Genomic DNA, 26,496 nt, shown 5'->3' on the forward strand with positions numbered 1-26,496 from the left:
GGTCCGTGGGGCCTTCCTGCGTTCTAAAGATGATCCTCTCGGATGTTCTTCGGTCTCGCGGGCCGTGAATCCTTTGTACCTCTGCCGGGAGTGAAGCGGAACCCCTAGCCCCGTTTTCTTTACTTTTCCGGACGGTCGGCGTGAATCGGACAGTCGGTGTCCGCGCAGGTCAGACCTGAAGACGCGGGGCGCCCGAAGGGGGGCACCCGTTCTCAGGAAGTCGCCGCGGCCAGCGCGTTTGCGCGGCGCCGGCTCGCGTACCAGACCAGGCCGGCCGTGGCCGCGGCCGCACCGACGGCCGCCGCCGCGACCAGTGCGGGGCGGGTCGGCATCGACAGGCCGGGCAGTCGCTGCTTGAGGCGCACCGGTCGGTTGAAGACCAGCACCGGCCACTCGCGGGACAGGGCCTCGCGGCGCAGGGCCCGGTCCGGGTTGACCGCGTGCGGATGGCCGACGGACTCCAGCATCGGGACGTCCGTGATCGAGTCGCTGTACGCGTAGCAGCGGGCCAGGTCGTAGCCCTCGGACTCGGCGAGCTGGCGCACCGCCTCGGCCTTGGTCGGCCCGTAGGCGTAGTACTCGATCTCGCCCGTGAAGCAGCCGTCGTCGCCCACGACCATGCGGGTGGCGACCACGCGGTCGGCGCCGAGCATCTCGCCGATCGGCTCGACCACTTCGGCACCGGACGTCGAGACGATCACGACGTCGCGGCCCGCGGTGTGGTGCTCCTCGATGAGGGAGGCGGCCTCGTCGTAGATGATCGGGTCGATGAGATCGTGCAGCGTCTCCGCGACGATCTCCTTGACCTGCTGGACGTTCCAGCCCTTGCAGAGGGCGGACAGGTACTCCCGCATCCGCTCCATCTGGTCGTGGTCGGCGCCGCCGGCCAGGAACACGAACTGCGAGTAGGCGGTCCGCAGCACGGCGCGACGGTTGATGAGGCCGCCCTGGTAGAAGGACTTGCTGAAGGTCAGCGTGCTGGACTTCGCAATGACCGTCTTGTCCAGGTCGAAGAAGGCGGCGGTGCGGGGCAAGGAGTGGTTTTCCACGCCCCGAGCATATGCGCCCACCATTCGGCGTAAGGTGGGGCGCGTGGGTTTGCTTGAGAAGGCTCTCGGGTACACCATGGAAGTCACGGATCGTTCGCGACCGTGCTAACCCGGTCCGACTCCTCCCCCCCCGAGTCGGCCGTGGGGACGACCCCCGCTCTCCCCCCCGGCGGGGGTCGTCGCATGTCCGGACGCATTTTCGTCCGTTCCCTCGATCCGGTGCGATCGATTTCAACTCCCCTCTGCCGCTCGGGCTACCTCGCGGCCACGCTCTTCACCCCTCTGGACCCGTGACGGTCCGTAGTGGTTCCACCGCGCAGTGGAACGCACCCGGAATGGGTGAACGAGTTATTCACAGGCGCGGAGTTGTCCACAGTTTTCGAGCAAGATCCACATCTTTTTCCGGATCGCTGCACGGTGATTCCGACCGCGAAGTCCGCGGTTGTGGGATTTGCAGCGAGAAGGGGGCGGAGATCGTGGCCGGAACGAAGTCGCGCGAGTCGCGGGAGCGACGTGAGGGGCGGTCGGCGGGCGGGGCCCGCGCGGGCGTGTCGATCAAGGAGGGTGTCCGGGGCCGCGTCGGGCCGGTGCAGAACCGGGCGGACGGCGGGTTCCGGGCGTACGCCCCCGACCGCGGCGGCGCACCCCTGATCATCACCGAGGACCCGGACCTCCTCGACGACCTGCTGCGGCTGTGTGCGGCCGCGGGCGCCGAACCCCGCGTGCACCACTCGGTGCCGGAGCAAAGCGGAGGGCCGCCGGGCCCCGCAGCGGCGGACCGGACCGCCTGGGAGACGGCCCCGCTGGTTCTGGTCGGGGACGACGCGGCCGGGCGGGTGCGGGGCGCTCCGCGCCGTGCCGGGGTCTTCCTGGTCGGCCGGGAGCAGGACGACCCGTGGGTGTGGCAGGCCGGGGTGGAGATCGGTGCCGAGCAGGTACTGCGCCTGCCCGACGCCGAGGCCTGGCTCGTCGACCGGATCGCGGACCTGGCGGAGGGCGCCGGCCGGCAGGCCCTGGCCGTGGGCGTCATCGGCGGCCGGGGCGGGGCCGGGGCGTCCACGCTGGCCTGCGCGCTGGCGGTGGGAGCCGCCCGGGCGGGCGAGCGGACGATGCTGATCGACGGGGACCCGATGGGCGGCGGCCTCGACGTCCTGCTCGGCGGCGAGCACGCCGAGGGCCTGCGCTGGCCGGACCTCGCGGGCTCGCGCGGCCGGGTCGCAGCCGGGGCCCTGGAGGAGTCCCTGCCGGAGCTGCACGCCCTGAGGGTGCTCAGCTGGGACCGCGGGGACCGGGTGGTGGTGCCGCCCACGGCCGTGCGCTCGGTGCTGGCCGCGGCGCGCCGGCGGGGCGGGGTCGTGGTGGTGGACCTGCCGCGCCGGGTCGACGAGGGGGTGGCGGAGGCGCTGGCCCAGCTCGACCTCGTGCTGCTGGTGGTGCCGGCCGAGCTGCGGGCGGTGGCCGCGGCGAGCAGGGTCGCCGGGGCCGCCGGGACGGTGGCGCGCGACCTTCGGGTGGTGGTCCGGGGACCCTGCCCGCCGGGGCTCGACCCGCCGGCCGTGGCCGGGCTGCTGGAGCTGCCGCTGGCGGGGGAGGTCCCGGCCGAGGCCGGACTGGAGCAGGAGCCGGGCGAGCCGCCCGGCGCGCGGGCGCGGGGGCCGCTGGCCCGGTTCAGCGCCGGGTTCTGGGAGCGGGCCCTGGCCGGCGGAGGTGCGGCATGAGCACCGGACTGCTGGACGCCGTGCGCCAGCGGCTCGCGGAGAGCGGCGCGGATCCCACCCCGGCCCGGGTGGCGGCGGCCCTGCGGGCCCAGGGGCGGCTGCTGGGGGACGCGGAGGTGCTGGGGGCCGCCCGTGAGCTGCGCTCCGAACTCGTGGGCGCCGGACCGCTGGAGGCGCTGCTGGCGGACCCGGACGTGACGGACGTCCTGGTGGCCGCCCCGGACCGGGTCTGGGTGGACCGCGGCGGCGGGCTGGAACTGACGCGGGTGGCGTTCCCCGACGCGGACGCGGTGCGGCGGCTCGCCCAGCGGCTGGCCGCGGTCGCCGGCCGGCGGCTCGACGACGCCCGGCCATGGGTGGACGCCCGGCTGCCGGACGGTACGCGGGTGCACGCGGTGCTGCCCCCGGTCGCGGTGGGCTCGGCCTGCCTGTCGCTGCGGGTGGTGCGCCACCGGGCCTTCACCTTGGAGGAGTTGGCGGAGGCCGGGACGCTGCCGCCGGGCGGGGCGCGGATCCTTCGGGCCCTCGTGGAGGCCCGGGTGTCCTTCCTGGTGTCCGGCGGGACCGGTTCCGGCAAGACCACCCTGCTGAGTTCGCTGCTGGGGCTGGTCGGGCCGGGCGAGCGGATCGTGCTCGCCGAGGACTCCGCCGAGCTGCGGCCGGACCATCCGCACGTGGTCCGCCTGGAGACCCGGCCGGCCAACCAGGAGGGGGCGGGCCTGGTGACCCTGGCCGACCTGGTCCGGCAGGCGCTGCGGATGCGGCCGGACCGGCTGGTGGTGGGCGAGGTGCGCGGGGCCGAGGCGGCCGACCTCCTCGCCGCCCTCAACACCGGCCATGCCGGCTGCGGGACCGTGCACGCGAACGCGGCGGCGCACGTCCCCGCCCGGCTGGAAGCCCTCGGTACGGCTGCGGGGCTCGACCGGGCCGCCCTGCACAGCCAGTTGGCGGCCGCCCTGTCGGTGGTCGTGCACCTGGTGCGGGACCGGGAGGGGCGCCGGCGGGTGGCGGAGGTGCACGTCCTCGAGCGGGACCCGGCGGGTCTGGTCGTCACGCTGCCCGCACTGCGCTGGGCGGCCCGGGGGTTCGTCCGTGAGCCGGGCTGGGAGCGGCTGCGGCCGATGCTGGGAGGTCTGCGATGACCGGGTGGGCGGCCGCCGTGCTCTGCGCGGGCCTGGCGGTCTGGCTGCCGGCGGCGCACAGGTCGCTGCCCGAGCGTGCGCGACGGCTCTTCGGGGGCGGCCCGCCGGAGCGGGCGTCGTGGCACCGGCGGCCGGCCGCGGCCGGGGTCTGGTTGCGGAGGCGGCGTGAGTGGGCCTGTCTGGGTGCGGGCCTGCTGGTCGGCGTGGCCGGGCGGTCTCCGCTGCCGGTGTGCGCGGGGGCGCTGGCCGTTCCGCTGGCGCGCCGCTGGCTGCGGACCCGGGAGGCGGAGCGCGAGCGCGCCGCACGCGTGACCCGCGTCATCGCCCTGTGCGCGGCGGCGGCCGCCGAGCTGCGGTCCGGTTCACACCCGGGCCAGGCCCTCACGGCCGCCTTCCGCTCCTGTGCGGCGGGGGTCGGTCCCGACCGGCGCCGGGATCCCGGCCCGCCGGACGGCCAGGGCCTCGGTCCCGGGACCGGGGCGGGTGGGGGCGCGGGCCCTCGGGGTGCCGGTCGTACCGGGTCGGTCGGTGAGCCTGTCCGGTGGGCCGGCGGATTCGGCCGGACCGCGGGTGCCGGCGGCGGATCCGGTGGTGGCGGCGCGGGTGGTGTCCCCGGCCGCTCCGAGGAGGTCTCGGCGGTGGTCAGGGGACCGGGGCCCGGCTCCGGGGGCGTGGGTGGACCTGCCGGTGGCGTCGGGAGGGGCTCGGGCGATCGGTTTCGGCCATATTCGGGTCGGTGGGCGGTGGCCCGGTGGGGTCGAGGGGTGCTCCCAGGCGCGGGCCGGTCGGTCGCGGCGGGTCGGTCGGGGCCGACGGGGTCGGCGGGCGGTTCCGCCGTCGCGAACCTGGCCGGGCGGCATCCCGGGGCGCCCGCGGCCTTCCGGCACCGATCTGGCGTGGACGCGGACGACGGCGCGGAGTCGGGGGTCCTGGCGGCGGCCGCCTTCGGCGGGGACGTACCGGGTGCGCTGCGGGCGGCTGCCCGGGCGCCCGGCGCGGAGGGGCTGGCCGGGATGGCCGCCTGCTGGCGGGTTTCCGTGGACGGCGGTGCCGGCCTCGCGGCCGGACTCGACCGCCTGGAACGGGCGTTGCGGGCCGAGCGGGACCAGCGGGCCTCCCTGCACGCCCAGTTGGCGGGGGCGCGTTCGACCGCGGTCGTGCTGGCCGTCCTGCCGGTGGCGGGTGTGCTGATGGGCAGCGCGCTCGGGGCCGATCCGCTGCGCGTGCTGCTGCACTCGCCCGCGGGGCTGGGCTGCCTGCTGACGGGCCTGCTGCTGGAGGGGCTCGGCCTGTGCTGGGTCCGACGGATCGTACGGACGGGGGAACGGTCATGACGGCAGCAGAGTTCGTCCACAGCCTGGGGACGCTCGGCGAGTACGCGGCCTTCGCGGCCGGTGGCACGGCCCTGACCGGCCTGCTCACGGCGCGGATCCGCGAGCGCGGCACGCGCCGCCGGCTCGACCGACTCCTGGTGCGCGGGGGTCGGGGAGGCGTGTCCGGGGAGCCGGGTCCGGGGGCGGCGGGTCCGGGCGGGTCGGTGCAGTTCGCGGACGAGCGGCCCCGGAGGCCGTGGCGGGCGGTGGGCCGGGGGCGGCGTACGGGGGGACGGTGGTGGCCCGCCGGCCCCGCGGGGCAGGGCGAGGGGTGGTGGCCGGGGCGCGGGAGCGGTCGGAGGGGCGGTCGTTCCCTCGTGCAGGAGGCGGCGGCCCAACTCCCGCTCGCCGCGGATCTGCTGGCCGCCTGCCTGGCCGCAGGCGCGGGGCCTCGCGAGGCGGCGGAGGTGGTCGGCGAGTCGATGGGCGGCCCCGTGGGGGAGTGCCTCGCCCGCGCCGGGGCCGAGGTGCGGCTGGGCGGCGACCCGCGCGCGGCGTGGGGGAGGCTCGCGCTGATACCGGGTGCCCGGCCGCTGGCCGACTGCCTGGAGCGCGCGGCCAGGACGGGGGCGCCCGCCGCCGAGCCGGTGTCCCGGCTGGCCGCGGGGCTCCGGGAGGAGCGTTCCCGCGCCGCCGTCGCCCGGGCCCAGCGGGCCGCGGTGGTGATCACCGCCCCGGTGGGCCTCTGCTTCCTGCCGGCCTTCCTCGCGGTCGGCGTGGCTCCGGTGGTGATCGGCCTCGCCTCGGGCCTGCTCGCCTCCCGCTGACCGTGCGACCGGACCCCGCGCACGTCCGTCCGGCCCGCTTCCTCGCTCCGGCGGGGCGAGCCGTCGGCGACGGTGCATCAGAAGACGACCAACACATCCGAACAACACATCGCGAACCAAAGGGAGTACGACATGAAGATCTGGCAGCGGACGTGGATCGGGCGGCGCGTGCGGGCGGCCCTGCGGCGCGGGCGCCGGGAAGCGGGCATGACCACCGCGGAGTACGCCATGGGCACGATCGCGGCGGCCGCGTTCGCGGTGGTGCTCTACAAGGTGGTCACCAGCGACACGGTGTCGTCGGCGATCGCCGCGACGATCGGGAAGGCCCTCGATGCGCCGTTCTGAGGGGGCGGTCGGTGCGCGGGCCGACCGCGGGTACGTCACGGCCGAGGCGGCCCTCGTCCTGCCCGCGCTGGTGCTGTTCGCGGCGCTGCTCGTCTGGGCCCTGATGGCGGCGGCCGCGCAGATCCGCTGCGTGGACGCGGCCAGGGCCGGGGCCCGGGCGGCTGCCCGGTCGGAGCCGCCCGCGGCAGCCGTGGCCGCGGCCCGGGCCGCCGCTCCCGAGGGGGCGCGGGTCGAACTCGTGCGGGACGGGGACCTCTGGCGGGTGCGGGTGGAGGCGCCCGCACCAGGGCCGGGGATCCTGCCGGTGCGCGTGGGCGCCGCGGCCGTGGCCCTGGCGGAGGACGCGGTCGGCGATCCCGGGGCGGAGGCGGTGCCGTGAGCCGCGACCGGGGGTCGGCGACCGTGTGGGCGGTCGTGGTGGCGGGGGTGCTGTGCGCCGTGTTCGGGGGCGTGCTCGCCCTCGGGCAGGTCGTGGTGGCCCGGCACCGGGCGGGTGCCGCGGCGGACCTGGCGGCCCTCGCGGCCGCCGCCAGCTGGAAGGGCGGGGAGCCGGCCGCCTGCGCGGCGGCCCGGCGGGTGGCCCGTGCCCAGGGCGCCGAGCTCACCGCCTGCTCCGCTCCGGGCGAGGTGGTCGAAGTGGCGGCCGGCGTCGCCCTGGGGCCGTACGCACCCGTCGTCCGGGCTCGCGCCGGCCCCCCGGAGGCCCTCCCGAACGCGGTCCGCTCAGCCGTTCGGCCCCTCGTCGGCGGAACGGATCGGGACGGGCCGGGGGGGTGGGTCCGGTGACCCCCGGGCCGGGGCTGTGGGTCAGGGGGGTGGGGCGGCGGAGAGGAGTTCCGTGAGGAGGCGGACGGCGCCCCGCTTGTGGAGGGGGTCGTTGCCGTTGCCGCACTTGGGGGACTGGATGCAGGAGGGGCAGCCCGCCTCGCACTCGCAGGCGGCGATGGCCTCGCGGGTAGCGGTGAGCCAGGCGTGGGCGGTGCGGAAGGCGCGTTCGGCGAACCCGGCGCCGCCCGGGTGGCCGTCGTACACGAAGACCGTCGGAAGGAGGGTGTCGGGATGCAGCGGCACGGAGACGCCGCCGATGTCCCAGCGGTCGCAGGTGGCGAACAGCGGGAGGAGGCCGATGGAGGCGTGCTCGGCGGCGTGCAGGGCGCCGCCGAGGATCTCCGGGTTGATCCGGGCGGCGTCGAGCTGGTCCTCGGTCACCGTCCACCACACGGCCCGCGTGCGCAGCGTGCGGGGCGGCAGGTCCAGCTTGGCCTCGCCCAGCACCTCACCGGTGATCAGTTTGCGGCGCAGGTAGGAGACCACCTGGTTGGTTACCTCGACCGACCCGTAGCAGAGGCGGGCGTCCCCCCAGGGGATCTCGGTCTCGGTCTCCAGCACGGAGATCGACGTGGTGTCCCGCGCGGTGGTCGAGAACGGCGGACTCGCCTCCTCGACGAGGGCGACGGAGTCTTCCAGGTCCAGGTGCTTCACCAGGTAGGTGCGGCCCTGGTGCAGGTGGACCGCGCCGTCGTGGACGGCGGAGTGGGCGGCGGACTCGTCGACCGTGCCCAGCAGGCGCCCGGTCGCGGCCTCCACGATCTGCACGGGGCGGCCGCCTCCGCCGCGGATGTCGGCGAGGTCCGAGGCCCGTTCGCGGCGCGTCCAGTGCCAGGCCGTGGACCGCCGCCGCAGCAGCTTCGCGGCCTCCAGCTGGGGCATCAGGTCGGTGGTGGCCGGGCCGAAGAGGGCCAGGTCCGACTCGGTCAGCGGCAGCTCGGCGGCAGCCGCGCACAGGTGGGGCGCCAGCACGTACGGGTTGTCGGGGTCCAGCACGGTGGCCTCGACGGGCTGCCGGAACAGGGCCTCGGGATGGTGGACGAGGTACGTGTCCAGCGGGTCGTCGCGCGCGACGAGCACCGCCAGGGCGCCCTGGCCGGACCGGCCGGCCCGGCCCGCCTGCTGCCACAGGGAGGCCCGGGTGCCGGGGTACCCGGCGATCAGGACGGCGTCCAGGCCCGCGACGTCCACGCCCAGCTCCAGCGCCGTCGTGGCGGCCAGGCCCAGCAGCTGGCCCGAGTGCAGGGCGCGCTCCAGGGCCCGGCGCTCCTCGGGCAGGTAGCCGCCCCGGTACGCGGCCACCCGCCGGGCCAGCGAGCGGTCCACCTCCGCCAGCCGCTCCTGGGCGATCAGGGCGATGAGCTCCGCGCCGCGCCGGGACCGGATGAAGGCCACCGTGCGGACCCCCTGCACGGCCAGGTCGGTGAGGAGATCGGCGGTCTCGGCGGTGGCGGTACGACGGACGGGCGCGCCCTTCTCGCCCACCATCTCGGTCAGCGGCGGCTCCCACAGGGCGAAGACCACCTCGCCCCGTGGGGAGGCGTCGTCGGTGACCTCGGTGACCGGTACGCCGGTCAGGCGACTCGCGGCCACCGCGGGCTCACTGGCCGTGGCCGAGGCGAGCAGGAACACCGGATCGGCGCCGTACCGGGCGCACAGGCGGCGCAGCCGACGCAGGACCTGGGCGACGTGCGAGCCGAACACGCCCCGGTAGCTGTGGCACTCGTCGATGACCACGTAGCGCAACGCGCGCAGGAAGGAGGACCAGCGCGGATGGGCCGGGAGCATGCCCCGGTGGAGCATGTCGGGGTTGGTCAGGACGTAGTTGGCGTACTGGCGCACCCATTCGCGTTCCTCGACCGGCGTGTCCCCGTCGTAGACGGCCGGGCGGACCGCGCTGCCCAGCGGGCCGGCCAGCTCGGCCACGGCGCGCCGCTGGTCGGCGGCCAGCGCCTTGGTGGGCGCCAGGTACAGGGCGGTGGCGCCGCGGCCGTTCGGCGCGCCGGCGCCGTCCGCCAGGGCCGACAGGACGGGCGCCAGGTAGGCCAGCGACTTGCCCGAGGCGGTGCCGGTCGCCACGACCACGGACGCGCCGTCCAGGGCGTGCTCGGCGGCCTCCGCCTGGTGGGCCCAGGGGTGCTCGATCCCGGACGCCCGGATGGCCGCGACGACGTCTGTTCGAATGCGGTCGGGCCAGACGGCATGACGGCCCTCCCGAGGGGGCAGATGCTCCGTATGGGTGATGCGATCAGCGCGGCCCGGCCCCCTTGAGAGCCGGTCGAGAACCGTGCCGGGGGCGGGTCGTGTGGGCGCGGCTGCCGTGCGGCGACCGGGGCGGTGAGTACTGGCCATTGGAACTGAGTGTGTCACCGGCATGCGGGACAATGGGTCCGAAGGCGTCGTGCACGCCTGCCGGTAAGTGATTGAATGCCATCGCGGCTGCCAATCCGTCCCCTACCTTCGGATGGGGAGGCCCCTGGGGGGCGCCGCTCGATAGCAAGGTGCTGGAGGATCCGTGGACCTGTCCCTGTCGACCCGCACTGTCGGTGACCGCACGGTCGTCGCGGTCGGTGGCGAGATTGATGTGTATACCGCGCCCAAGCTGCGCGAGCAGTTGGTCGAGTTGGTGAACGACGGCAGCTACCACCTCGTGGTCGACATGGAGGGGGTGGACTTCCTCGACTCCACCGGCCTCGGCGTGCTGGTCGGCGGCCTCAAGCGCGTCCGCGCACACGAGGGCTCGCTGCGGCTGGTCTGCAATCAGGAGCGCATCCTGAAGATCTTCCGCATCACCGGCCTGACCAAGGTGTTCCCCATCCACACCACGGTGGAGGACGCGGTCAGCGCCACCGACTGACCTCACCCGGATTCAGCAGCGGGGGCATCGGGCCGTGCAGGCCCGAGCCCCTGTACAGCACGCCGTACGTCCGAGGGGGACCACATGGCCACCGTTGAACTCCGTTTCAGCGCCCAGCCGGAGCACGTCCGCACGGCCCGCCTGGTCGCGGCCGCCGTGGCGCGCCGGGCCGGGGTGGAGGAGGCCGTGCTGGACGAGGTCAGGCTCGCGGTCGGCGAGGCCTGCTCCCGTGCCGTCGGGCTGCACCGCAGTGCCGGTGTGACCGCGCCCGTGAGGGTCGTGCTGACGGACGAGGAGAAGGTGTTCTCCATCGAGGTCGGCGACGAGCTCCCCGGCCCCGGCGGAGCCGGTGCCGGCAGTGACGGCGCCGCCGAGGCGGACGCCGAGGGCGAGGACGAGATGGGCCTCGCGGTCATCAGCGGGCTCGTCGACGACGTCGAGGTCACCCGCGACGCCTCCGGCGGGGTCATCCGCATGAGCTGGCCCACCCCCGCGGACGCCGAACTCCACCCGGCCTGAGCCCACCCGCCCCGCCTCGCGGTGCCCGGGTTCCCGGGCACTCGCCGGGCGGGTTGCCGGGGTGCGGGCTTCCACGGCCCGCACGCGGCCGTACGTCGCCACGCCCGCGCCGTGCGCCGTCCTGTGGCGTACGCCCCTGTGGCGTACGCCGCCACGCGCCGTACGCCCGCCTGTGGCGTACGCCGCCACGCGCCGTACGCCCGCCTGTGGCGTACGCCGCCACGCGCCGTACGCCGCCACGCGCCGCCGTGCCGTCCCGCGTCTCCGCGCAGCGATGCCGCCCCACGTCCTGCGGCGTGGCGTGGGCCCTCTGCGCCGTGCAGCGCCGCGTCCTGCTGCCGAAGCGTCCCGCGCTCCGGTGTCGGCCCGCCGCCGTGTCGTCGGGGCCGCACGCCCCGCGCCGCGACGGCCGCCCGGCCCCCGACCGGGGTGCCGACTCCGCCGACTTCGGGCGCGGGGCCGCCCCGGACGGCGTACTGGGGTCCCTTCGCGTCCGTACGCTGACCCACTCGAGTGACCCGAACTCCTCAGACTTCCCGATCATTATTCAGGCCCTGCTGAGCAGGGCCTTTTTCATTTACCTAGATCATTGACCAGCCGTCAATGTGTTTGCCCCATTACCGCTTTCGAGCGTAATGGCGTGACGCGATCATTTGCTGAGGAGCAGGAGGAGGCCAATTCCGTTTCCCGCGTACTGTTTTGATCGGGTGGCGCTCCCTACAATCCGTCCACATCTTTTGAGCTCTTCACGTCAAGGAGGACGAATGACGGGGCTCTTCACCCCTCTCGAGCCAGCCCACACCGCCGGGCTCGCGGCTGCGGTACTCACGGATGACAACCGGCTCATCGTGTACGTCATCGCGGCCGTCGCACTGGCCGCCCTCGTGGTGGCCCAGCTCCTGGTGCGCCAGGTGCTCGCGGCCGACGAGGGCACCGACAACATGAAGAAGATCGCGGCCGCGGTCCAGGAAGGCGCCAACGCCTATCTCGGACGGCAACTCCGCACCCTCGGCGTATTCGCCGTGGTGGTCTTCTTCCTGCTCTTCATGCTTCCCGCCGACAACTGGTCGCAGCGCGCAGGGCGTTCCGCCTTCTTCCTGATCGGCGCGGTCTTCTCCGCGATCACCGGTTACGTCGGCATGCGGCTCGCCGTCCGCGCGAATGTCCGCGTGGCCGCCGCCGCGCGGGAGGCCACTCCCGGCAAGGGCGAACCCGAAAAGGACCTCACCGCCGTCTCGCACAAGGCGATGAAGATCGCTTTCCGCACCGGCGGCGTGGTCGGCATGTTCACCGTCGGCCTGGGCCTCCTCGGCGCCTCCTGCGTGGTCCTCGTCTACGCCGCGGACGCGCCGAAGGTCCTGGAGGGCTTCGGCCTCGGCGCCGCCCTCATCGCCATGTTCATGCGTGTCGGCGGCGGCATCTTCACGAAGGCCGCCGACGTCGGCGCCGACCTGGTCGGCAAGGTCGAGCAGGGCATTCCGGAGGACGATCCGCGCAATGCCGCGACCATCGCCGACAACGTGGGCGACAACGTCGGAGACTGCGCGGGGATGGCGGCCGACCTCTTCGAGTCGTACGCCGTCACGCTGGTCGCCGCCCTGATCCTCGGCAAGGCCGCCTTCGGCGACGCCGGTCTGGCGTTCCCCCTGATCGTGCCCGCCATCGGCGTGCTCACCGCGATGATCGGCATCTTCGCCGTGGCCCCCCGCCACTCCGACCGCAGCGGCATGACCGCCATCAACCGCGGCTTCTTCATCTCCGCCGTGATCTCGCTGGCGCTGGTCGCCGCCGCCGTCTTCGCCTACCTGCCGTCCTCGTACGCGGACCTCAAGGGCGTCACCGAGTCCACGATCACCGCCCACGACGGCGACCCGCGGATCCTCGCGCTCGTCGCGGTCGCCATCGGCATCGTGCTCGCCGCCCTCATCCAGCAGCTCACCGGCTACTTCACCGAGACCAACCGGCGCCCCGTCAGGGACATCGGCAAGACGTCCCTGACCGGCCCGGCCACCGTCGTCCTCGCCGGCATCTCCGTGGGCCTGGAGTCGGCCGTCTACACCGCGCTGCTCATCGGCCTCGGCGTGTACGGGGCGTTCCTGCTCGGCGGCACCTCGATCATGCTCGCGCTGTTCGCCGTCGCGCTCGCCGGCACCGGCCTGCTGACCACCGTCGGCGTCATCGTCGCCATGGACACCTTCGGTCCCGTCTCCGACAACGCCCAGGGCATCGCCGAGATGTCCGGCGACGTCCAGGGCGCCGGTGCCCAGGTCCTCACCGACCTCGACGCCGTCGGCAACACCACCAAGGCCATCACCAAGGGCATCGCCATCGCCACCGCGGTGCTGGCCGCGGCCGCGCTGTTCGGCTCGTACCGCGACGCCATCGCCACCGCGGTCAAAGAGGTGTCGGCCAAGGCCGGCGAGTCGGGCCTGAGCCTGGACATCTCGCAGCCCAACAACCTCGTCGGCCTGATCCTGGGCGCCGCGGTCGTCTTCCTCTTCTCCGGGCTGGCGATCAACGCCGTCTCGCGGTCCGCGGGCGCCGTGGTGTTCGAGGTGCGCCGGCAGTTCCGCGAGCACCCCGGGATCATGGACTACACCGAGAAGCCCGAGTACGGCCGCGTGGTCGACATCTGCACCAAGGACGCGCTGCGCGAGCTGGCCACCCCGGGTCTGCTGGCGGTCATGGCCCCCATCGCGGTGGGCTTCGTCCTCGGGGTCGGCGCGCTCGGCTCGTACCTCGCGGGCGCCATCGGCTGCGGCACCCTGATGGCGGTGTTCCTCGCCAACTCCGGCGGCGCCTGGGACAACGCCAAGAAGCTCGTCGAGGACGGCCACCACGGCGGAAAGGGCAGCGAGGCCCACGCCGCGACCGTCATCGGCGACACCGTCGGCGACCCGTTCAAGGACACCGCCGGCCCGGCCATCAACCCGCTGCTGAAGGTCATGAACCTGGTGGCCCTGCTGATCGCCCCGGCGATCGTCCAGTTCAGCTACGGGGTCGACGCGAACGCCGGCGTCCGGGCCGTCGTCGCCGCCATCGCGCTGCTCGTCATCATCGGTGCGGTCTACGTCTCCAAGCGCCGCGGCATCGCGGTCGGCGACGAGGAGTCCGACGGCGAGGCGGCCGGCGGGGCGGCGGAGCGGGTGGGCCAGCAGCCCGACCCGGCCACCGCGGTCTCCTCGTAACCCCCTGACACCCCCTCCCATCAGGGGTTTTGCGAGCGGGGGGGGGGGGGGGGGGGGGGGGCCCCCCCCCCCCCCCCCCCCCCCCCGCTTCGCATCACCCGTCAAGGTGCGGGGTGTATCTTCCGGGGCCGAGAGAGCCTTGGAAGGGACCGATCCGGTGAACAAGAAGCTTGCGACGGCGCTGTCCGGCAGCGCGGTGCTGGTACTCGTGCTGTCCGGCTGCGGGGACGACGGCGAGAAGAAGGTCAACGACTGGGCCAAGAAGGTCTGCGACCAGGTGCAGCCCCAGGTCAAGAAGATCGTGGACGCCAACACCTCGATCCAGAAGGAGGCCACGGACCAGAGCAAGGCGGACGTGGTCCAGAAGACGGACTCGACGGCCTTCCAGCAGATGTCCGACGCCTACAAGGCCATGGCGAACGGAGTCGCGAACTCCGGCACCCCGCCGGTCAAGGACGGCCAGAAGACCCAGGACGACGCGGTCGCCGAGCTCAACGGCATCGCCACGTCCTACGCGAACCTCAAGAAGCGCGTCGACGGCCTCGACGCCAAGGACCAGGCCGCGTTCGCGGACGGGCTCAAGGGCATCGCCGCCGAGCTGGACAAGCTGAGCAAGAGCGGCAACGACGCGCTGACGAAGCTTCAGTCCGGCGAGCTGGGCAAGGCGATGAAGAACCAGAAGAGCTGCCAGCGCACCGAGTCGCCGGCCCCGGCGACGAGCTGACGCCCGCGCGGCGCTCCGGGCCGGCCGTGCGCCGCTCCGGCCCCGGGGCGCGGCCGGTCGCACGGATTGTCGGCGGGAGCGGCCACAATGGGCGGGTGAGTACCACCAGCCTGCCCTCGCCCGACCGCGCCGCCCCGCTCCGCGCGGCCCTGCTCGCCGCCGGATTCACCGCGGACGGGCTGCTCGACCTGCTCGGCGCGCCCGCGTACGCCGCCCTGGCCCGCGCCGAGACGGTGCCGGCCGTGCGCGCCACCCGCGGGGACGGCCCGCTCGCCACGCTGACCCGGCTGTTCCTGCTCCAGCACGCCGTCCCGGCGTCGGCCGCCGCGGCCGCCCTGCCGCTGGAGGACGCGTTGGCCGACGGCTGGCTGGAGCGCGTACCCGCCGGTGCCCATGCCGGTGCCGGTGCGGCGGGCGACGGCCCCGCGGATGACGCTCCGGGCGGGGACGCGCCCGGGGAGGGCTCCGTGCGGGCCCGGGTCGACGTACGCCCGTACGGCGGTCCCGACGGCGAGGACTGGTTCATCGTCTCCGACCTCGGCTGCGCGGTCGGCGGCGCCGGCGGCATCGGCAGCCGTGAGGAGGGCGTGGTCCTCGGTGTGGGCGGAGCGTCCACCACGTTGGCCGGAATCACCGTGCGGACCCCGGTCGGTTCGGCCCTCGACCTGGGCACCGGATCGGGCATCCAGGCGCTGCACGCCTCGCAGCACGCCACCCGCGTGACGGCCACCGACGTCAACCCGCGGGCCCTCGACTTCACCCGGCTGACCCTCGCACTGTCCGCGGCCCCGGCCGCCGAACTGCTGGTGGGGTCGCTGTTCGAGCCGATCGGGGACACGACGTACGACCTGATCGTGTCCAATCCGCCGTTCGTGATCTCCCCGGGGGCCCGGCTCACCTACAGGGACGGCGGCATGGGCGGCGACGACCTCTGCCGCACCCTCGTGCAGCAGGCCGGCGCCCACCTGAACCCCGGCGGTTATGCACAGTTTCTGGCCAACTGGCAGCACGTCGAGGGCGAGGACTGGCACGACCGGCTGCGTTCCTGGGTCCCGCGCGGCTGCGACGCGTGGATCGTGCAGCGCGAGGTGCAGGACGTCACCCAGTACGCCGAGCTGTGGCTGCGCGACGCGGGCGACCACCGGGACGACCCGGCCGCCTACGAGCGGCGGTACGCGCAGTGGCTCGAGGAGTTCGAGGCCCGCAAGACCAAGGCCGTGGGCTTCGGCTGGATCACCTTGCGCCGTACGGACGCCGACCGCCCCTCGATCGTGGTCGAGGAGTGGCCGCACCCGGTCGAGCAGCCGCTCGGCGACACCGTGCGCGCCCACTTCGAGCGCCAGGACTACCTGCGGGAGCACGACGACGCGGCGCTGCTGGAGGGACGCTTCCGGATCGTCGAGGAAGTGGTCCAGGAACAGGTGGGCCTGCCGGGCGCCGAAGACCCCGAGCACGTGGTGCTCCGGCAGAACCGCGGCATGCGGCGTGCCACCAAGGTCGACACGGTCGGAGCGGGCTTCGCGGGCGTGTGCGACGGCTCGCTGACCGCCGGGCGGATCCTGGACGCGATCGCGCAGCTGATGCAGCAGGACCCGGTCGTGCTGCGGGACCGGACGCCGGAGGCGATCCGGCTGCTCGTCGAGCAGGGCTTCCTGGAGCCCGCGGACCGCTGACCCGCGCCGGTACGCACCCGGCCCCTCCGGCGGTACGTCCCCCGGGGCCCGTGCGGCGGTACGCGCCCCGTTCACCCGGGGTTCGCGTGCCGTACCCCCGGGAGTGCCAGGCTCCCCGCAGGGGAAGGGGGGAGTGGCATGGAGAGTGGGCCAGCGATCTTCGCCGGAGCCGTGTTCACGGTGTTCGGGGCCGCGCTGCTGTTCTGGACGGGGGCGCGTGTGATGCACCGCGCGCCGGTCGCCGAAGGGGTGCGCCCCGCGGTGGCGGTCCCGCTGGCCGTACTGGCCGGAGCGGTGTTCCTGGCGCTCGGCGTGTGGTGCTTCGCGCACGTCTGAGGGCGGCCCGCGGGCGTCCCCGGGCGGGGTGCGGGGCGCCGGTACGCCGGGCGCCCAGGTGCCCGTACGCAGGCCCGACCGGGGTTCCTACCAGGGGAGGGCGGGCGTCCGGCGGGCGACGCGCGGGCGGCGGCCGGATGGCCGCCGGGTGACCGCCGGGAGGTCCCCGGATCGGGCACTCCGGGAGGATGCGGCGGCATCCGGGCGGCAGGAAGGGCACTAGTCGGGTTACCGTTCGAGTGGCCGTTGCGGGCTTCCGCTGTTTGACACGGGGGCGGGTTGTACCGTCACACTCCGCAGCGTCGCCGTACTGCGACCGAGTGCCGACCGGAGAGAAGAGCCAAGTTGTCCCCGACTAGCGAGACCGCAAAGGGCGGCCGCCGACTCGTCATCGTCGAGTCTCCTGCGAAGGCGAAGACGATCAAGGGCTACCTGGGCCCCGGCTACGTCGTCGAGGCGAGCGTCGGGCACATCCGCGACCTCCCGAACGGCGCGGCGGAGGTGCCCGAGAAGTACACGGGCGAGGTCCGTCGCCTCGGCGTGGACGTCGAGCACGACTTCCAGCCGATCTACGTCGTCAACGCCGACAAGAAGGCCCAGGTCAGGAAGCTCAAGGAGCTGCTGGCGGAGTCCGACGAGCTCTTCCTCGCCACCGATGAGGACCGCGAGGGCGAGGCCATCGCGTGGCACCTCCAGGAAGTCCTCAAGCCCAAGGTCCCCGTCCACCGGATGGTCTTCCACGAGATCACCAAGGACGCGATCCGGGACGCCGTCGCCAACCCGCGCGAGCTGAACCAGCGCATGGTCGACGCCCAGGAGACCCGCCGCATCCTCGACCGCCTCTACGGCTACGAGGTCTCGCCGGTCCTGTGGAAGAAGGTCATGCCGCGGCTGTCGGCCGGCCGCGTCCAGTCCGTCGCCACCCGCCTCGTCGTCGAGCGCGAGCGCGAGCGCATCGCCTTCCGCTCCGCCGAGTACTGGGACCTCACCGGCACCTTCTCCACCGGCCGCGCCGGTGACCCGAGCGACCCGTCCTCGCTGGTCGCGCGCCTGAACACGGTCGACGGCCGGCGCGTGGCGCAGGGCCGCGACTTCGGCCCGAACGGCCAGCTCAAGGGCGCGGACGTGCTGCACCTGGACGAGGCGAACGCGCGCGCCCTGGCGGCCGCCCTCGCCGACACGTCCTTCGCGGTCCGCTCCGTCGAGTCCAAGCCGTACCGCCGGTCGCCGTACGCCCCGTTCCGTACGACCACCCTGCAGCAGGAGGCCTCGCGCAAGCTGGGCCTGGGTGCCAAGGCCTGCATGCAGGTGGCGCAGAAGCTGTACGAGAACGGCTTCATCACGTACATGCGTACCGACTCCACGGTCCTGTCCGAGACGGCCGTCACCGCCGCCCGGACCCAGGTCACGCAGCTGTACGGCGCCGACTACCTGCCGGAGAAGCCGCGGGTCTACGCCGGGAAGGTCAAGAACGCGCAGGAGGCGCACGAGGCGATCCGCCCCTCGGGTGATCGTTTCCGCACCCCGGCCGAGACCGGTCTGACCGGCGACCAGTTCCGTCTCTACGAGCTGATCTGGAAGCGGACCGTCGCCTCCCAGATGAAGGACGCGACCGGCAACTCCGTCACCGTGCGGATCGGCGGCCGGGCCGCCGACGGCCGGGACGCCGAGTTCACGGCCTCCGGCAAGACGATCACCTTCCACGGCTTCATGAAGGCGTACGTCGAGGGCGCCGACGACCCGAACGCCGAGCTCGACGACCGCGAGCGCCGGCTGCCGCAGGTCGCCGAGGGCGACGCGCTGGCCGCCGAGTCGATCACCGCGGACGGCCACGCCACCAAGCCGCCGGCCCGCTACACCGAGGCCTCGCTGGTCAAGGAGCTCGAAGAGCGCGAGATCGGCCGTCCGTCGACGTACGCGTCGATCATCGGCACGATCCTGGACCGCGGCTACGTCTTCAAGAAGGGCACGGCCCTGGTGCCGTCCTTCCTGTCGTTCGCCGTGGTCAACCTGCTGGAGAAGCACTTCGGCCGGCTGGTCGACTACGACTTCACCGCCAAGATGGAGGACGACCTCGACCGCATCGCGCGGGGCGAGGCGCAGTCCGTGCCGTGGCTGAAGCGTTTCTACTTCGGCGAGGGCTCCGGTGAGGCAGCGGGCGGCGCCGCCGAGGCCGGCAACGGCGACGGCGACCACCTGGGCGGCCTGAAGGAGCTGGTCACGGACCTCGGCGCGATCGACGCCCGGGAGATCTCCTCCTTCCCGGTCGGCGAGGGCATCGTGCTGCGGGTGGGCCGCTACGGGCCGTACGTCGAGCGCGGCGAGAAGGACGCGGAGGGCCATCAGCGGGCCGACGTGCCCGACGACCTCGCGCCCGACGAGCTGACCGTCGAGTACGCCGAGCACCTCTTCTCCAAGCCGAGCGGCGAGTTCCCGCTGGGCAAGGACCCGGAGAGCGGGCACGAGATCGTGGCCAAGGACGGCCGCTACGGCCCGTACGTGACCGAGATCCTGCCCGAGGGCACCCCGAAGACCGGCAAGAACGCGGTCAAGCCCCGGACGGCCTCGCTCTTCAAGTCCATGTCGCTCGACACCGTCACGCTCGACGAGGCCCTCAAGCTGATGTCGCTGCCGCGCGTGGTGGGCGCGGACGCGGAGGGCGTGGAGATCACCGCCCAGAACGGCCGCTACGGCCCGTACCTCAAGAAGGGCACGGACTCGCGGTCCCTGGAAACCGAGGACCAGCTCTTCACGATCACGCTCGACGAGGCGCTGGCGATCTACGCCCAGCCGAAGCAGCGCGGACGGGCGGCGGCCAAGCCGCCGCTGAAGGAGCTGGGCGTCGACCCGGTCAGCGAGAAGCCGGTGGTCGTCAAGGACGGCCGCTTCGGTCCGTACGTGACGGACGGCGAGACGAACGCGACGCTGCGGCGCGACGACGACGTCGAGACGATCACGCCGGAGCGCGGCTTCGAGCTGCTCGCGGAGAAGCGGGCGAAGGGGCCCGCCAAGAAGACCGCGAAGAAGGCGCCGGCGAAGAAGGCCACCGCGAAGAAGACGACGACCGCCAAGACGGCGACCGCCAAGACGGCGGCGGCGAAGAAGACGGCGGCCAAGAAGACGACGACGGCGGCGGCGGCCAAGAAGACGACGGCGAAGAAGACGACCGCGGCGAAGAAGACCGCCGCGGCCCCGTCGACGGACGAGTAACCCGCTCCGGCGGAACGAGGGCCCCGAGAGCCACCCGGCTCCCGGGGCCCTCGGCGTTCCCGCAGGGCCGGGACCGGCTCCCCGCGGACACGGGCCGGACCTGTGACGCGGGCGGGGTGCCGGTGGATCACCGGGTCCCCGGGGATCCACAGGGGAGGGCGGACAGCCAAGCGCAGCGGATAGGCTGGGCGGATGACGCGAACCGAGCAGCCAACGGTCGTGCCCGCCTACGACGAAGCCCTCGCCGCCGACTCCCGCGAGCGCGCGGTGCGCTCCCTGCTGCGCACTCCGCCGCTGCGCCGGCTCTGGAGCGCGCAGCTGGTCAGCGGCATCGGCGACGCCCTCGCGCTGCTGGTGCTCGTCCTGCTCGCCTTCCAGGCGGCCGTGATGGAGGACTCCTTCGGCGGCGGCTACCGCGGGGCGGCCCTCGCGGTCGCGGCGGTGTTCGGCGTACGGATCTTCGCCACCCTGCTCTTCGGCGCCGCGCTGCTCGGCCCGCTCGCCAAGCTGACCGCCCCCGGCGGCCGGCTCGACCGCCGCTGGACCATGATCGGGGCCGACGGCCTGCGGATCGCGCTGTTCGTCGTCGCCCCGCTGTGGCGGGTCTGGGCCCCGACCCAGGCCCTGACCGTCCTGCTGGCCACGGTCTTCGTCGCGGGGCTGGCCGAGCGCCTGTGGACGCTGGCCAAGGAGAGCGCCGCCCCGGCGCTGCTGCCCGCCCCGCCGCCGGAGGGCGCGACCGTGCGGCCGCTGCCCGACCACCTCGACGCCCTGCGCCGGCTCTCGCTGCGCACGAGCTTCGTGTGCCTGCCCGTCGCCGCCGCCGCGCTGGTCGTGGCCGGCCTGGTCGGCCGGGCCCTCGGGGTCGGGGTGCAGTGGTTCGCGGACAACCCCGCGGCCCTCGGCTCGTACGTCGCGGCCGGCCTGTTCGCCGCGTCCGTCTCGCTGCTCGTCCCGCTGGTCCTGCCCGACGTGAAGACCCCGCGCCCGCGCTCCCCGCTGGAGGGGCTGCGCCGGCCGACCTTCGCGGAGCGCCCGGAGAAGGGCCGGACCGGCGCGATCCCGCTGCTCGTGCTGGCCAGCGCCGCCGTCGCGGGCGCCGTCTCGTGCGCCGTCGCGCTCGCCGTGCTGCACTCCGACGACCTCGGCGGGGGCACCGCCGCCTACGCGCTCCAGGTGCTCGCCCTGACCGGCGGCACCGTCGTCGGCATCCGCGCCAGCCAGACCGGCCGGGTGCTGGCCACCCTGTCGCGGCGCCGCCTGCTGGCGCTGGCGATAGCGCTGACCGGCTTCGCACTGCTGGTGATGGGCCTGGTCGCGGACACGGCCACCGTCTTCTTCCTGGCGGTGTGCGCCGGCACGGGCGCGGGCGTGGCGGCGAACACCGGCCACATCCTGCTCGACCAGGAGACCGAGGAGTTCCGGCGCGGCCGCGTCACGGCCCACCTGCACGCCGTCGTACGGATCGCCGTGGCGCTCGGGGCGCTCGGCGCCCCCCTCTTCGCCGCGGCCATAGGGCCCCACCGGCTGGGCGGCGGCTCCTTCGTGTTCGCGCACGGGGGCGCCGCCTTCGGCCTGATGCTGGTCGGCGCGCTGCTGCTGCCGGTCGCGGTGATCGTGCTGACCCGGGTCGACGACCGGTCGGGCGTACCGCTGCGGCGCGACGTCAAGGAGGCCCTGCTGGGCGGCGAGCCGGCCCAGGCACCGGCCGGCAGCGGCTTCTTCATCGCTCTGGAGGGCGGCGACGGGGCCGGCAAGTCCACCCAGGTGCAGGCGCTGACGGAGTGGATCCGAAGCAAGGGCCACGAGGTGGTCGTCACGCGCGAGCCGGGCGCCACGCCGGTCGGCAAGCGGCTGCGCTCGATCCTGCTCGACGTGTCGTCGGCCGGGCTCTCGCACCGGGCCGAGGCGCTGATGTACGCGGCCGACCGCGCGGAGCACGTGGACACGGTGGTCCGCCCGGCGCTGGAGCGCGGCGCGGTGGTCATCACGGACCGGTACATCGACTCCTCGGTGGCCTACCAGGGCGCCGGCCGGGACCTGTCGCCGGTGGAGATCGCGCGGATCTCGCGCTGGGCGACGGGTGGCCTGGTCCCGAACCTGACCGTGCTACTCGACGTCTCCCCGCAGACCGCGCGCGAGCGCTTCACGGAGGCGCCGGACCGGCTGGAGTCGGAGCCGGAGGAGTTCCACCAGCGGGTACGGGCCGGCTTCCTCACGCTGGCCGCGGCGGACCCCGGGCGCTACCTCGTCGTGGACGCGGGCCAGGACCCGGAGTCCGTGACCACGGTCGTACGGCACCGGCTGGACCGGATGCTGCCGCTGTCGGAAGCGGAGGTCCAGGCGCTGGAGGAGGCCCGCAAGGCGGCCGAGGAGGCCAGGAAGGCCGCCGAGGAGGCCGCCCGCAAGGCCGCCGAGGAAGAGGCGCGCAAGGCCGCGGAGGAAGAGGCCGCCCGCAAGGCCGCGGAGGCGGAGGCGGCGCGGAAGGCCGCCGAGGAGGCCGCCGCGCGCAAGGCTGCCGAGGAGGCCGAGAAGGCACGGCTGGCCGCCGAGGCCGCGGCGGCCGCGGAAGCCGCCCGCAAGGTCGCCGCCGAGGAGGCCGCCCGCCGGGCCGCGGAGGCGGAGGCCGCCCGCCGGGCGGCGGAGGCCGAGGCGCGCCGGATCGCCGCCGAGGAGAAGGCGCGCCGCGAGGCGGAGGAGAAGGCCCGTGCGGCCGAGGCCGAGCGGCTGCGGCGGCAGGCCGAGGAGGAGGCCCGGCTGCGGGCCGAGGCCGAGGAACGGCGTCGGGAGAAGCAGCGGCGCGCGGAGGAGGCCCTGCTGGCGGCCGAGGAGGCGCGCCGGCAGGCGGAGGCGGCCGCGGCGGCGGCTGCGGCGGTGGCTTCGGCTTCTGCCGCGGCTTCCGCTTCGGCCGGGCTGAAGGATTCCGGCGCGGCGCGGGTGTCCGGTGCGGCGTCCGCCGGGCCGAAGGTTCCGCTGCGCAAGGAGCCGGAGGAGCCCTCCGAGGCGGTCACGGTCGAGACGCCCGTCGTCGGCTCGGAGGAGATCACCCAGACCGTTCCGGCTCCGCAGGAGCTCGGACCCCGGCCCGACGTGGCCGAGACCGCCGTGCTGCCGCCGGTGCGGGACGACCGGGACGTGGCCGAGACCGCGGTGCTGCCGCCGGTGCGGGACGACCGGGATGCGCCGGAGACGGCCGTGCTGCCGCCCGTGCGGGACGACCGCGACGTGGCCGACACGGCGAAGCTGCCGCCCGTGCGGGAGGACCGCTGGGCGTCCGGCGCGCCTGCGGAGGCCCCCGTGGACCGGGTGCCGCCGGGCATCTTCCGCGACGAGGCCCCGACGGCGGGCGGGAACGACCGTACGGCGGAGCTGCCGGTGCCGGACGCTTCCGGGCGGGCCGGCCGGCCGCGGCCCGCGTGGGCGGAGGAGACCCCGCTGGACGACCTGCCGACGCTCGCCGACGAGCTGCTCGGGCCGCGCGGGGCCGGTGACGAGGGGGACGAGCCGGAGGGTGGGCGGGGTCGGCGCCGCTGAGGCTCTCGCGGGGTTCGATCGCCCCTCCCCGCCCCTTCCCACGACCGTGGCGTGCGGCCACGGACGCCGCTCCCCCCGGGGCTCCGCCCCGGTCCAGGGCCGGACGCTGTGCGCCGGCCCTCCTGGGGCTCCGCCCCCGGTCCCCGCGCCCCAACGCCGGCGAGGACGAACGTGCCGGGGGCGGGGAGGGGGCGCTGGCGCCGGGGTGTCGGTGGGAGGGGACAGAATGGGAGCCGGCGCGGGAGATACCGGCGCGGCAGGAAGGAGGCCCCCATGCCCGTATGGGACGACCTCGTGGGCCAGGAACGCGTCACGGCCCAGCTCGCCGCCGCCGCGCGGGACGCCGACGCGCTCGTGACCGCCGCAGGGGCCGGCGAGCCCGCGCCGCCCGCCTCGAAGATGACCCACGCCTGGCTCTTCACCGGCCCGCCCGGCTCCGGCCGTGCCACCGCCGCCCGGGCCTTCGCCGCCGCCCTGCAGTGCACCAGCCCCGACCGGGCCCTGGGCGCGGAGCCCGGCTGCGGGTTCTGCGACGGCTGCCACACCACCCTCGTCGGCACCCACGCCGACGTGGAGATCGTCCGCACCGACCTGCTCTCCATCGGCGTCAAGGAGACCCGCGACCTGGTCCGCCGGGCGCAGCTCTCGCCCGCCGTCGGCCGCTGGCAGGTGATCGTCCTGGAGGACGCCGACCGGCTGACCGAGGGGGCCGGGAACGTACTGCTCAAGGCCGTCGAGGAGCCCGCCCCGCGCACCGTGTGGCTGCTCTGCGCGCCCTCGCTGGAGGACGTGCTGCCCACCATCCGTTCGCGCTGCCGGCACCTGACCCTGAGCACCCCGTCCGTCCAGGCCGTGGCCGACGTCCTCATGCGCCGGGACGGGATCGATCCCGACGTGGCCGCGGCCGCGGCCCGGGCCACCCAGGGCCACATCGGCCGGGCCCGCCGCCTGGCCACCGACGAGCGGGCCCGCGAACGGCGCCGGTCGGTGCTGCGGCTGCCGCTGCGGGTCGACGACGTGGGCGGCTGCCTCAAGGCCGCCCAGGAGCTGATCGACGCGGCCGCCGAGGACGCCAAGCAGGTCGCCGAAGAGGTCGACGCCAAGGAGACCGAGGAGCTCCGCGCCGCGCTCGGCGCCGCCGCCGGCACCGGCGGCCGGATGCCGCGCGGCACGGCCGGGGTGATGAAGGAACTCGAGGACAAGCAGAAGCGCCGCCGCACCCGTACCCAGCGCGACAGCCTCGACGGCGCCCTCGTCGAGCTCACCGGGTTCTACCGGGACGTGCTCGCGCTCCAGCTCGGCTCGGGCGTGGCCCTGGCCAACGTGGAGCTGCGGGAGGACCTCGACCGGGTGGCCGGCGCCGGCGGCCCGGAGCGCACGCTGCGCCGGATCGAGGCGATCATCGCCTGCCGCGACGCCCTCGACCGGAACGTGGCCCCGCTGCTGGCGGTGGAGGCGATGACGATGGCCCTGCGCGCCGGCTGACCCCGCGGACCGGCCCACGGGTCCGCGCCGGTCCGCCGTGCCGCGGCCGGGCCGTCGTCGGTTTGCCCCGCAAGTCACCCGTACGGGCCGGTAAGGGACCCGTCGCGCGCCGGAGGGCTAGGCTCCGGGGATGGACACCAGGCGCGTGCTGCGTACCACCGGGACCCTGATCGCGGCGGCCGGACTGCTCGTCTCCGGCTGTACGGCCGGGGGCTCGGGCTCCGAGGCGGCCGCCTCCGCCCCGGCCCCGGGCCGGCTGGCCGGGCAGACGGCGGAGTCCGCCCGTCCGGAGGCCACCCCGGCCGCCCTGGCCCCGTACTACGCGCAGAAGCTCAGCTGGCGGGCCTGTGGCGTGCCGGGGTTCGAGTGCGCCACCCTCAAGGCCCCGCTGGACTACGACCGCCCCGCCTCGCAGGGCGGCAAGGACATCGCCCTCGCCGTGGCGCGCAAGAAGGCCACCGGCCCCGGCAAGCGCCTCGGCTCGCTGCTGGTCAACCCGGGCGGCCCCGGCGGCTCCGCGATCGCCTACCTCCAGGGCTACGCCGGCATCGGCTACCCCGCCGCCGTCCGGGCCCAGTACGACATGGTCGCCGTCGACCCGCGCGGCGTGGCCCGCAGCGCGCCGGTCACCTGCCTGGACGGGCCGGCGATGGACGCGTACACGCAGGTCGACCAGACCCCGGACGACCAGGCGGAGCAGGGCAAGCTGGTGGCGGCGTTCAAGCGGTTCGCGGCCGGCTGCAAGGAGCGCTCGGGCACCGTGCTCCCGCACGTCTCCACCGTCGAGGCCGCCCGCGACATGGACCTGCTGCGCGCGGTGCTGGGCGACCAGAAGCTGAACTACGTCGGAGCCTCGTACGGCACCCTCCTGGGCGCCACGTACGCCGACCTGTTCCCGCGCCGCGTCGGCCGCCTGGTCCTCGACGGCGCGATGGACCCCACCCGGTCGGCCCTGGAGCTCAACCGCGACCAGACGGAGGGCTTCGAGACCGCCTTCCGGTCCTTCGCGAAGGACTGCGCCAAGCACGCCGACTGCCCGCTCGGCAGCGGCGGCCCGGACGACCAGGCGCGCCGCCTGCAGGACTTCTTCAAGAAGCTCGACGCGCAACCCGTGGCCACGGGCGAGAAGCGCGCCCTCGGCGAGGCCCTCGCCGCCACCGGTGTGATCGCCGCGATGTACGACGAGAGCGCCTGGCCCCAGCTGCGCGAGGCGATCACGCAGGCGCAGAACGGGGACGGCGCGGGGCTGCTGGCCCTCGCCGACAGCTACTACGAGCGGGAGCCGGACGGCTCGTACCAGAACCTGATGTTCGCCAACGCCGCCGTCAACTGCCTGGACCTGCCGCCCGCCTTCAGCGGGCCGCAGGCCGTGACCGCCGCCCTGCCCTCCTTCAGGAAGGCCTCGCCGACCTTCGGCCCGGGCCTGGCGTGGGCCGCGCTGAACTGCGCGTACTGGCCGGTCAAGGCCACCGGGACGCCGCGCCGGCTGGAGGCGGAGGGAGCCGCGCCGATCGTGGTCGTGGGCACGGTCCGGGACCCGGCGACCCCTTACAAGTGGGCGAAGGCGCTCGCCTCCCAGCTCGACTCCGGCACGCTCCTGACGTACGACGGCGACGGCCACACGGCGTACGGGCGGGGCAGCGACTGCATCGACACCGCGATCAACCGCTACCTCCTCGAAGGCACCCCGCCGGCCGACGGCAAACGCTGCTGATGACCTGGTGCGGGGCATCCCGGATCACCATGTA

The 26,496-nt window shown here is 74.8% G+C and carries 17 protein-coding genes and 2 pseudogenes; 17 read left to right on the forward strand and 2 right to left on the reverse strand.

Annotation, left to right across the window (positions count from 1 at the left end):
* Window positions 1-212: 212 nt before the first annotated feature.
* On the reverse strand, window positions 213-1,073 hold the full coding sequence (locus tag ACIQCH_RS16290; protein WP_402581330.1) for an HAD family hydrolase: 861 nt from the start codon (window positions 1,071-1,073) through the stop codon (window positions 213-215).
* Between the two features lie 563 nt (window positions 1,074-1,636).
* Here ACIQCH_RS16290 and ssd point away from each other — a divergent pair.
* The 7 genes and pseudogenes from ssd to ACIQCH_RS16325 all read left to right on the forward strand — a co-directional run bounded on the left by ssd (window position 1,637) and on the right by ACIQCH_RS16325 (window position 7,180).
* The gene (ssd, locus tag ACIQCH_RS16295) at window positions 1,637-2,767 is read left to right on the forward strand and encodes a septum site-determining protein Ssd (protein ID WP_402581436.1); all 1,131 of its coding nucleotides are present in this window, start codon (window positions 1,637-1,639) and stop codon (window positions 2,765-2,767) included.
* Window positions 2,764-3,909: a TadA family conjugal transfer-associated ATPase gene (locus ACIQCH_RS16300; RefSeq protein ID WP_402581331.1), complete on the forward strand. Its 1,146-nt coding sequence runs from the start codon at window positions 2,764-2,766 to the stop codon at window positions 3,907-3,909. Before ssd ends, ACIQCH_RS16300 begins: the two co-directional genes overlap by 4 nt.
* A 914-nt stretch (window positions 3,910-4,823) precedes the next feature.
* Window positions 4,824-5,243: pseudogene (locus tag ACIQCH_RS16305) on the forward strand (type II secretion system F family protein); the annotation flags it as partial.
* Window positions 5,240-6,049: a type II secretion system F family protein gene (locus ACIQCH_RS16310; RefSeq protein WP_402581332.1), complete on the forward strand. Its 810-nt coding sequence runs from the start codon at window positions 5,240-5,242 to the stop codon at window positions 6,047-6,049. The pseudogene ACIQCH_RS16305 and the gene ACIQCH_RS16310, both read left to right, overlap by 4 nt.
* A 132-nt stretch (window positions 6,050-6,181) precedes the next feature.
* Window positions 6,182-6,394 carry a DUF4244 domain-containing protein gene (locus ACIQCH_RS16315; RefSeq protein ID WP_030199591.1) on the forward strand — a complete coding sequence of 71 codons (213 nt, stop codon included), beginning with the start codon at window positions 6,182-6,184 and terminating at the stop codon, window positions 6,392-6,394.
* Window positions 6,381-6,773, forward strand: coding sequence for a TadE family type IV pilus minor pilin (locus tag ACIQCH_RS16320; protein ID WP_402581333.1), 393 nt, complete (start codon window positions 6,381-6,383; stop codon window positions 6,771-6,773). Before ACIQCH_RS16315 ends, ACIQCH_RS16320 begins: the two co-directional genes overlap by 14 nt.
* Window positions 6,770-7,180 (forward strand): Rv3654c family TadE-like protein, encoded by a 411-nt coding sequence (locus ACIQCH_RS16325; RefSeq protein WP_402581334.1) that lies wholly within the window; start codon window positions 6,770-6,772, stop codon window positions 7,178-7,180. Before ACIQCH_RS16320 ends, ACIQCH_RS16325 begins: the two co-directional genes overlap by 4 nt.
* A 21-nt stretch (window positions 7,181-7,201) precedes the next feature.
* Here ACIQCH_RS16325 and ACIQCH_RS16330 read toward each other — a convergent pair.
* Window positions 7,202-9,656 (reverse strand): annotated as a pseudogene (locus ACIQCH_RS16330) (DEAD/DEAH box helicase).
* Between the two features lie 81 nt (window positions 9,657-9,737).
* Between ACIQCH_RS16330 and bldG the strand changes: the two are divergent.
* The 10 genes from bldG to ACIQCH_RS16380 all read left to right on the forward strand — a co-directional run bounded on the left by bldG (window position 9,738) and on the right by ACIQCH_RS16380 (window position 26,462).
* Entirely contained in the window at window positions 9,738-10,079 is a 342-nt protein-coding gene (gene bldG / locus ACIQCH_RS16335; RefSeq protein ID WP_402581335.1) for an anti-sigma factor antagonist BldG, read from the forward strand.
* A gap of 84 nt (window positions 10,080-10,163) precedes the next feature.
* A complete protein-coding gene (locus ACIQCH_RS16340; protein ID WP_402581336.1) occupies window positions 10,164-10,598 on the forward strand; it encodes an ATP-binding protein in 435 nt (144 codons plus the stop codon).
* A 764-nt stretch (window positions 10,599-11,362) separates the two neighbouring features.
* Entirely contained in the window at window positions 11,363-13,786 is a 2,424-nt protein-coding gene (locus tag ACIQCH_RS16345) for a sodium-translocating pyrophosphatase (protein WP_402581337.1), read from the forward strand.
* A 157-nt stretch (window positions 13,787-13,943) separates the two neighbouring features.
* Complete coding sequence (locus ACIQCH_RS16350) at window positions 13,944-14,510, forward strand: small secreted protein (protein WP_402581339.1); 567 nt, start codon at window positions 13,944-13,946, stop codon at window positions 14,508-14,510.
* A 95-nt stretch (window positions 14,511-14,605) separates the two neighbouring features.
* Complete coding sequence (locus ACIQCH_RS16355) at window positions 14,606-16,183, forward strand: methyltransferase (protein WP_402581340.1); 1,578 nt, start codon at window positions 14,606-14,608, stop codon at window positions 16,181-16,183.
* Window positions 16,184-16,321: 138 nt separating this feature from the next.
* The gene (locus ACIQCH_RS16360) at window positions 16,322-16,519 is read left to right on the forward strand and encodes a hypothetical protein (RefSeq protein ID WP_402581341.1); all 198 of its coding nucleotides are present in this window, start codon (window positions 16,322-16,324) and stop codon (window positions 16,517-16,519) included.
* 345 nt (window positions 16,520-16,864) lie between these two features.
* A complete protein-coding gene (gene topA, locus ACIQCH_RS16365) occupies window positions 16,865-19,729 on the forward strand; it encodes a type I DNA topoisomerase (RefSeq protein WP_402581342.1) in 2,865 nt (954 codons plus the stop codon).
* Between the two features lie 192 nt (window positions 19,730-19,921).
* The gene (gene tmk, locus ACIQCH_RS16370) at window positions 19,922-23,263 is read left to right on the forward strand and encodes a dTMP kinase (protein ID WP_402581343.1); all 3,342 of its coding nucleotides are present in this window, start codon (window positions 19,922-19,924) and stop codon (window positions 23,261-23,263) included.
* A gap of 273 nt (window positions 23,264-23,536) precedes the next feature.
* The gene (locus tag ACIQCH_RS16375) at window positions 23,537-24,748 is read left to right on the forward strand and encodes a DNA polymerase III subunit delta' (RefSeq protein WP_402581344.1); all 1,212 of its coding nucleotides are present in this window, start codon (window positions 23,537-23,539) and stop codon (window positions 24,746-24,748) included.
* 130 nt (window positions 24,749-24,878) lie between these two features.
* A complete protein-coding gene (locus ACIQCH_RS16380) occupies window positions 24,879-26,462 on the forward strand; it encodes an alpha/beta hydrolase (protein WP_402581345.1) in 1,584 nt (527 codons plus the stop codon).
* Window positions 26,463-26,496 lie beyond the last annotated feature (34 nt).

It is taken from the genome of Streptomyces sp. NPDC093225 (assembly GCF_044753805.1).
Taxonomy (GTDB): Bacteria; Actinomycetota; Actinomycetes; order Streptomycetales; family Streptomycetaceae; genus Streptomyces.

Bases quoted from the DNA above. Each gene is read 5' to 3' on its own strand.
- ACIQCH_RS16290 (WP_402581330.1), bottom strand. From the start codon at position 1,073: ATGGTGGGCGCATATGCTCGGGGCGTGGAAAACCACTCCTTGCCCCGC.
- ACIQCH_RS16300 (WP_402581331.1), top strand. From the start codon at position 2,764: ATGAGCACCGGACTGCTGGACGCCGTGCGCCAGCGGCTCGCGGAGAGC.
- ACIQCH_RS16310 (WP_402581332.1), top strand. From the start codon at position 5,240: ATGACGGCAGCAGAGTTCGTCCACAGCCTGGGGACGCTCGGCGAGTAC.
- ACIQCH_RS16315 (WP_030199591.1), top strand. From the start codon at position 6,182: ATGAAGATCTGGCAGCGGACGTGGATCGGGCGGCGCGTGCGGGCGGCC.
- ACIQCH_RS16320 (WP_402581333.1), top strand. From the start codon at position 6,381: ATGCGCCGTTCTGAGGGGGCGGTCGGTGCGCGGGCCGACCGCGGGTAC.
- ACIQCH_RS16340 (WP_402581336.1), top strand. From the start codon at position 10,164: ATGGCCACCGTTGAACTCCGTTTCAGCGCCCAGCCGGAGCACGTCCGC.
- ACIQCH_RS16345 (WP_402581337.1), top strand. From the start codon at position 11,363: ATGACGGGGCTCTTCACCCCTCTCGAGCCAGCCCACACCGCCGGGCTC.
- ACIQCH_RS16360 (WP_402581341.1), top strand. From the start codon at position 16,322: ATGGAGAGTGGGCCAGCGATCTTCGCCGGAGCCGTGTTCACGGTGTTC.
- tmk (WP_402581343.1), top strand. From the start codon at position 19,922: ATGACGCGAACCGAGCAGCCAACGGTCGTGCCCGCCTACGACGAAGCC.
- ACIQCH_RS16375 (WP_402581344.1), top strand. From the start codon at position 23,537: ATGCCCGTATGGGACGACCTCGTGGGCCAGGAACGCGTCACGGCCCAG.
- ACIQCH_RS16380 (WP_402581345.1), top strand. From the start codon at position 24,879: ATGGACACCAGGCGCGTGCTGCGTACCACCGGGACCCTGATCGCGGCG.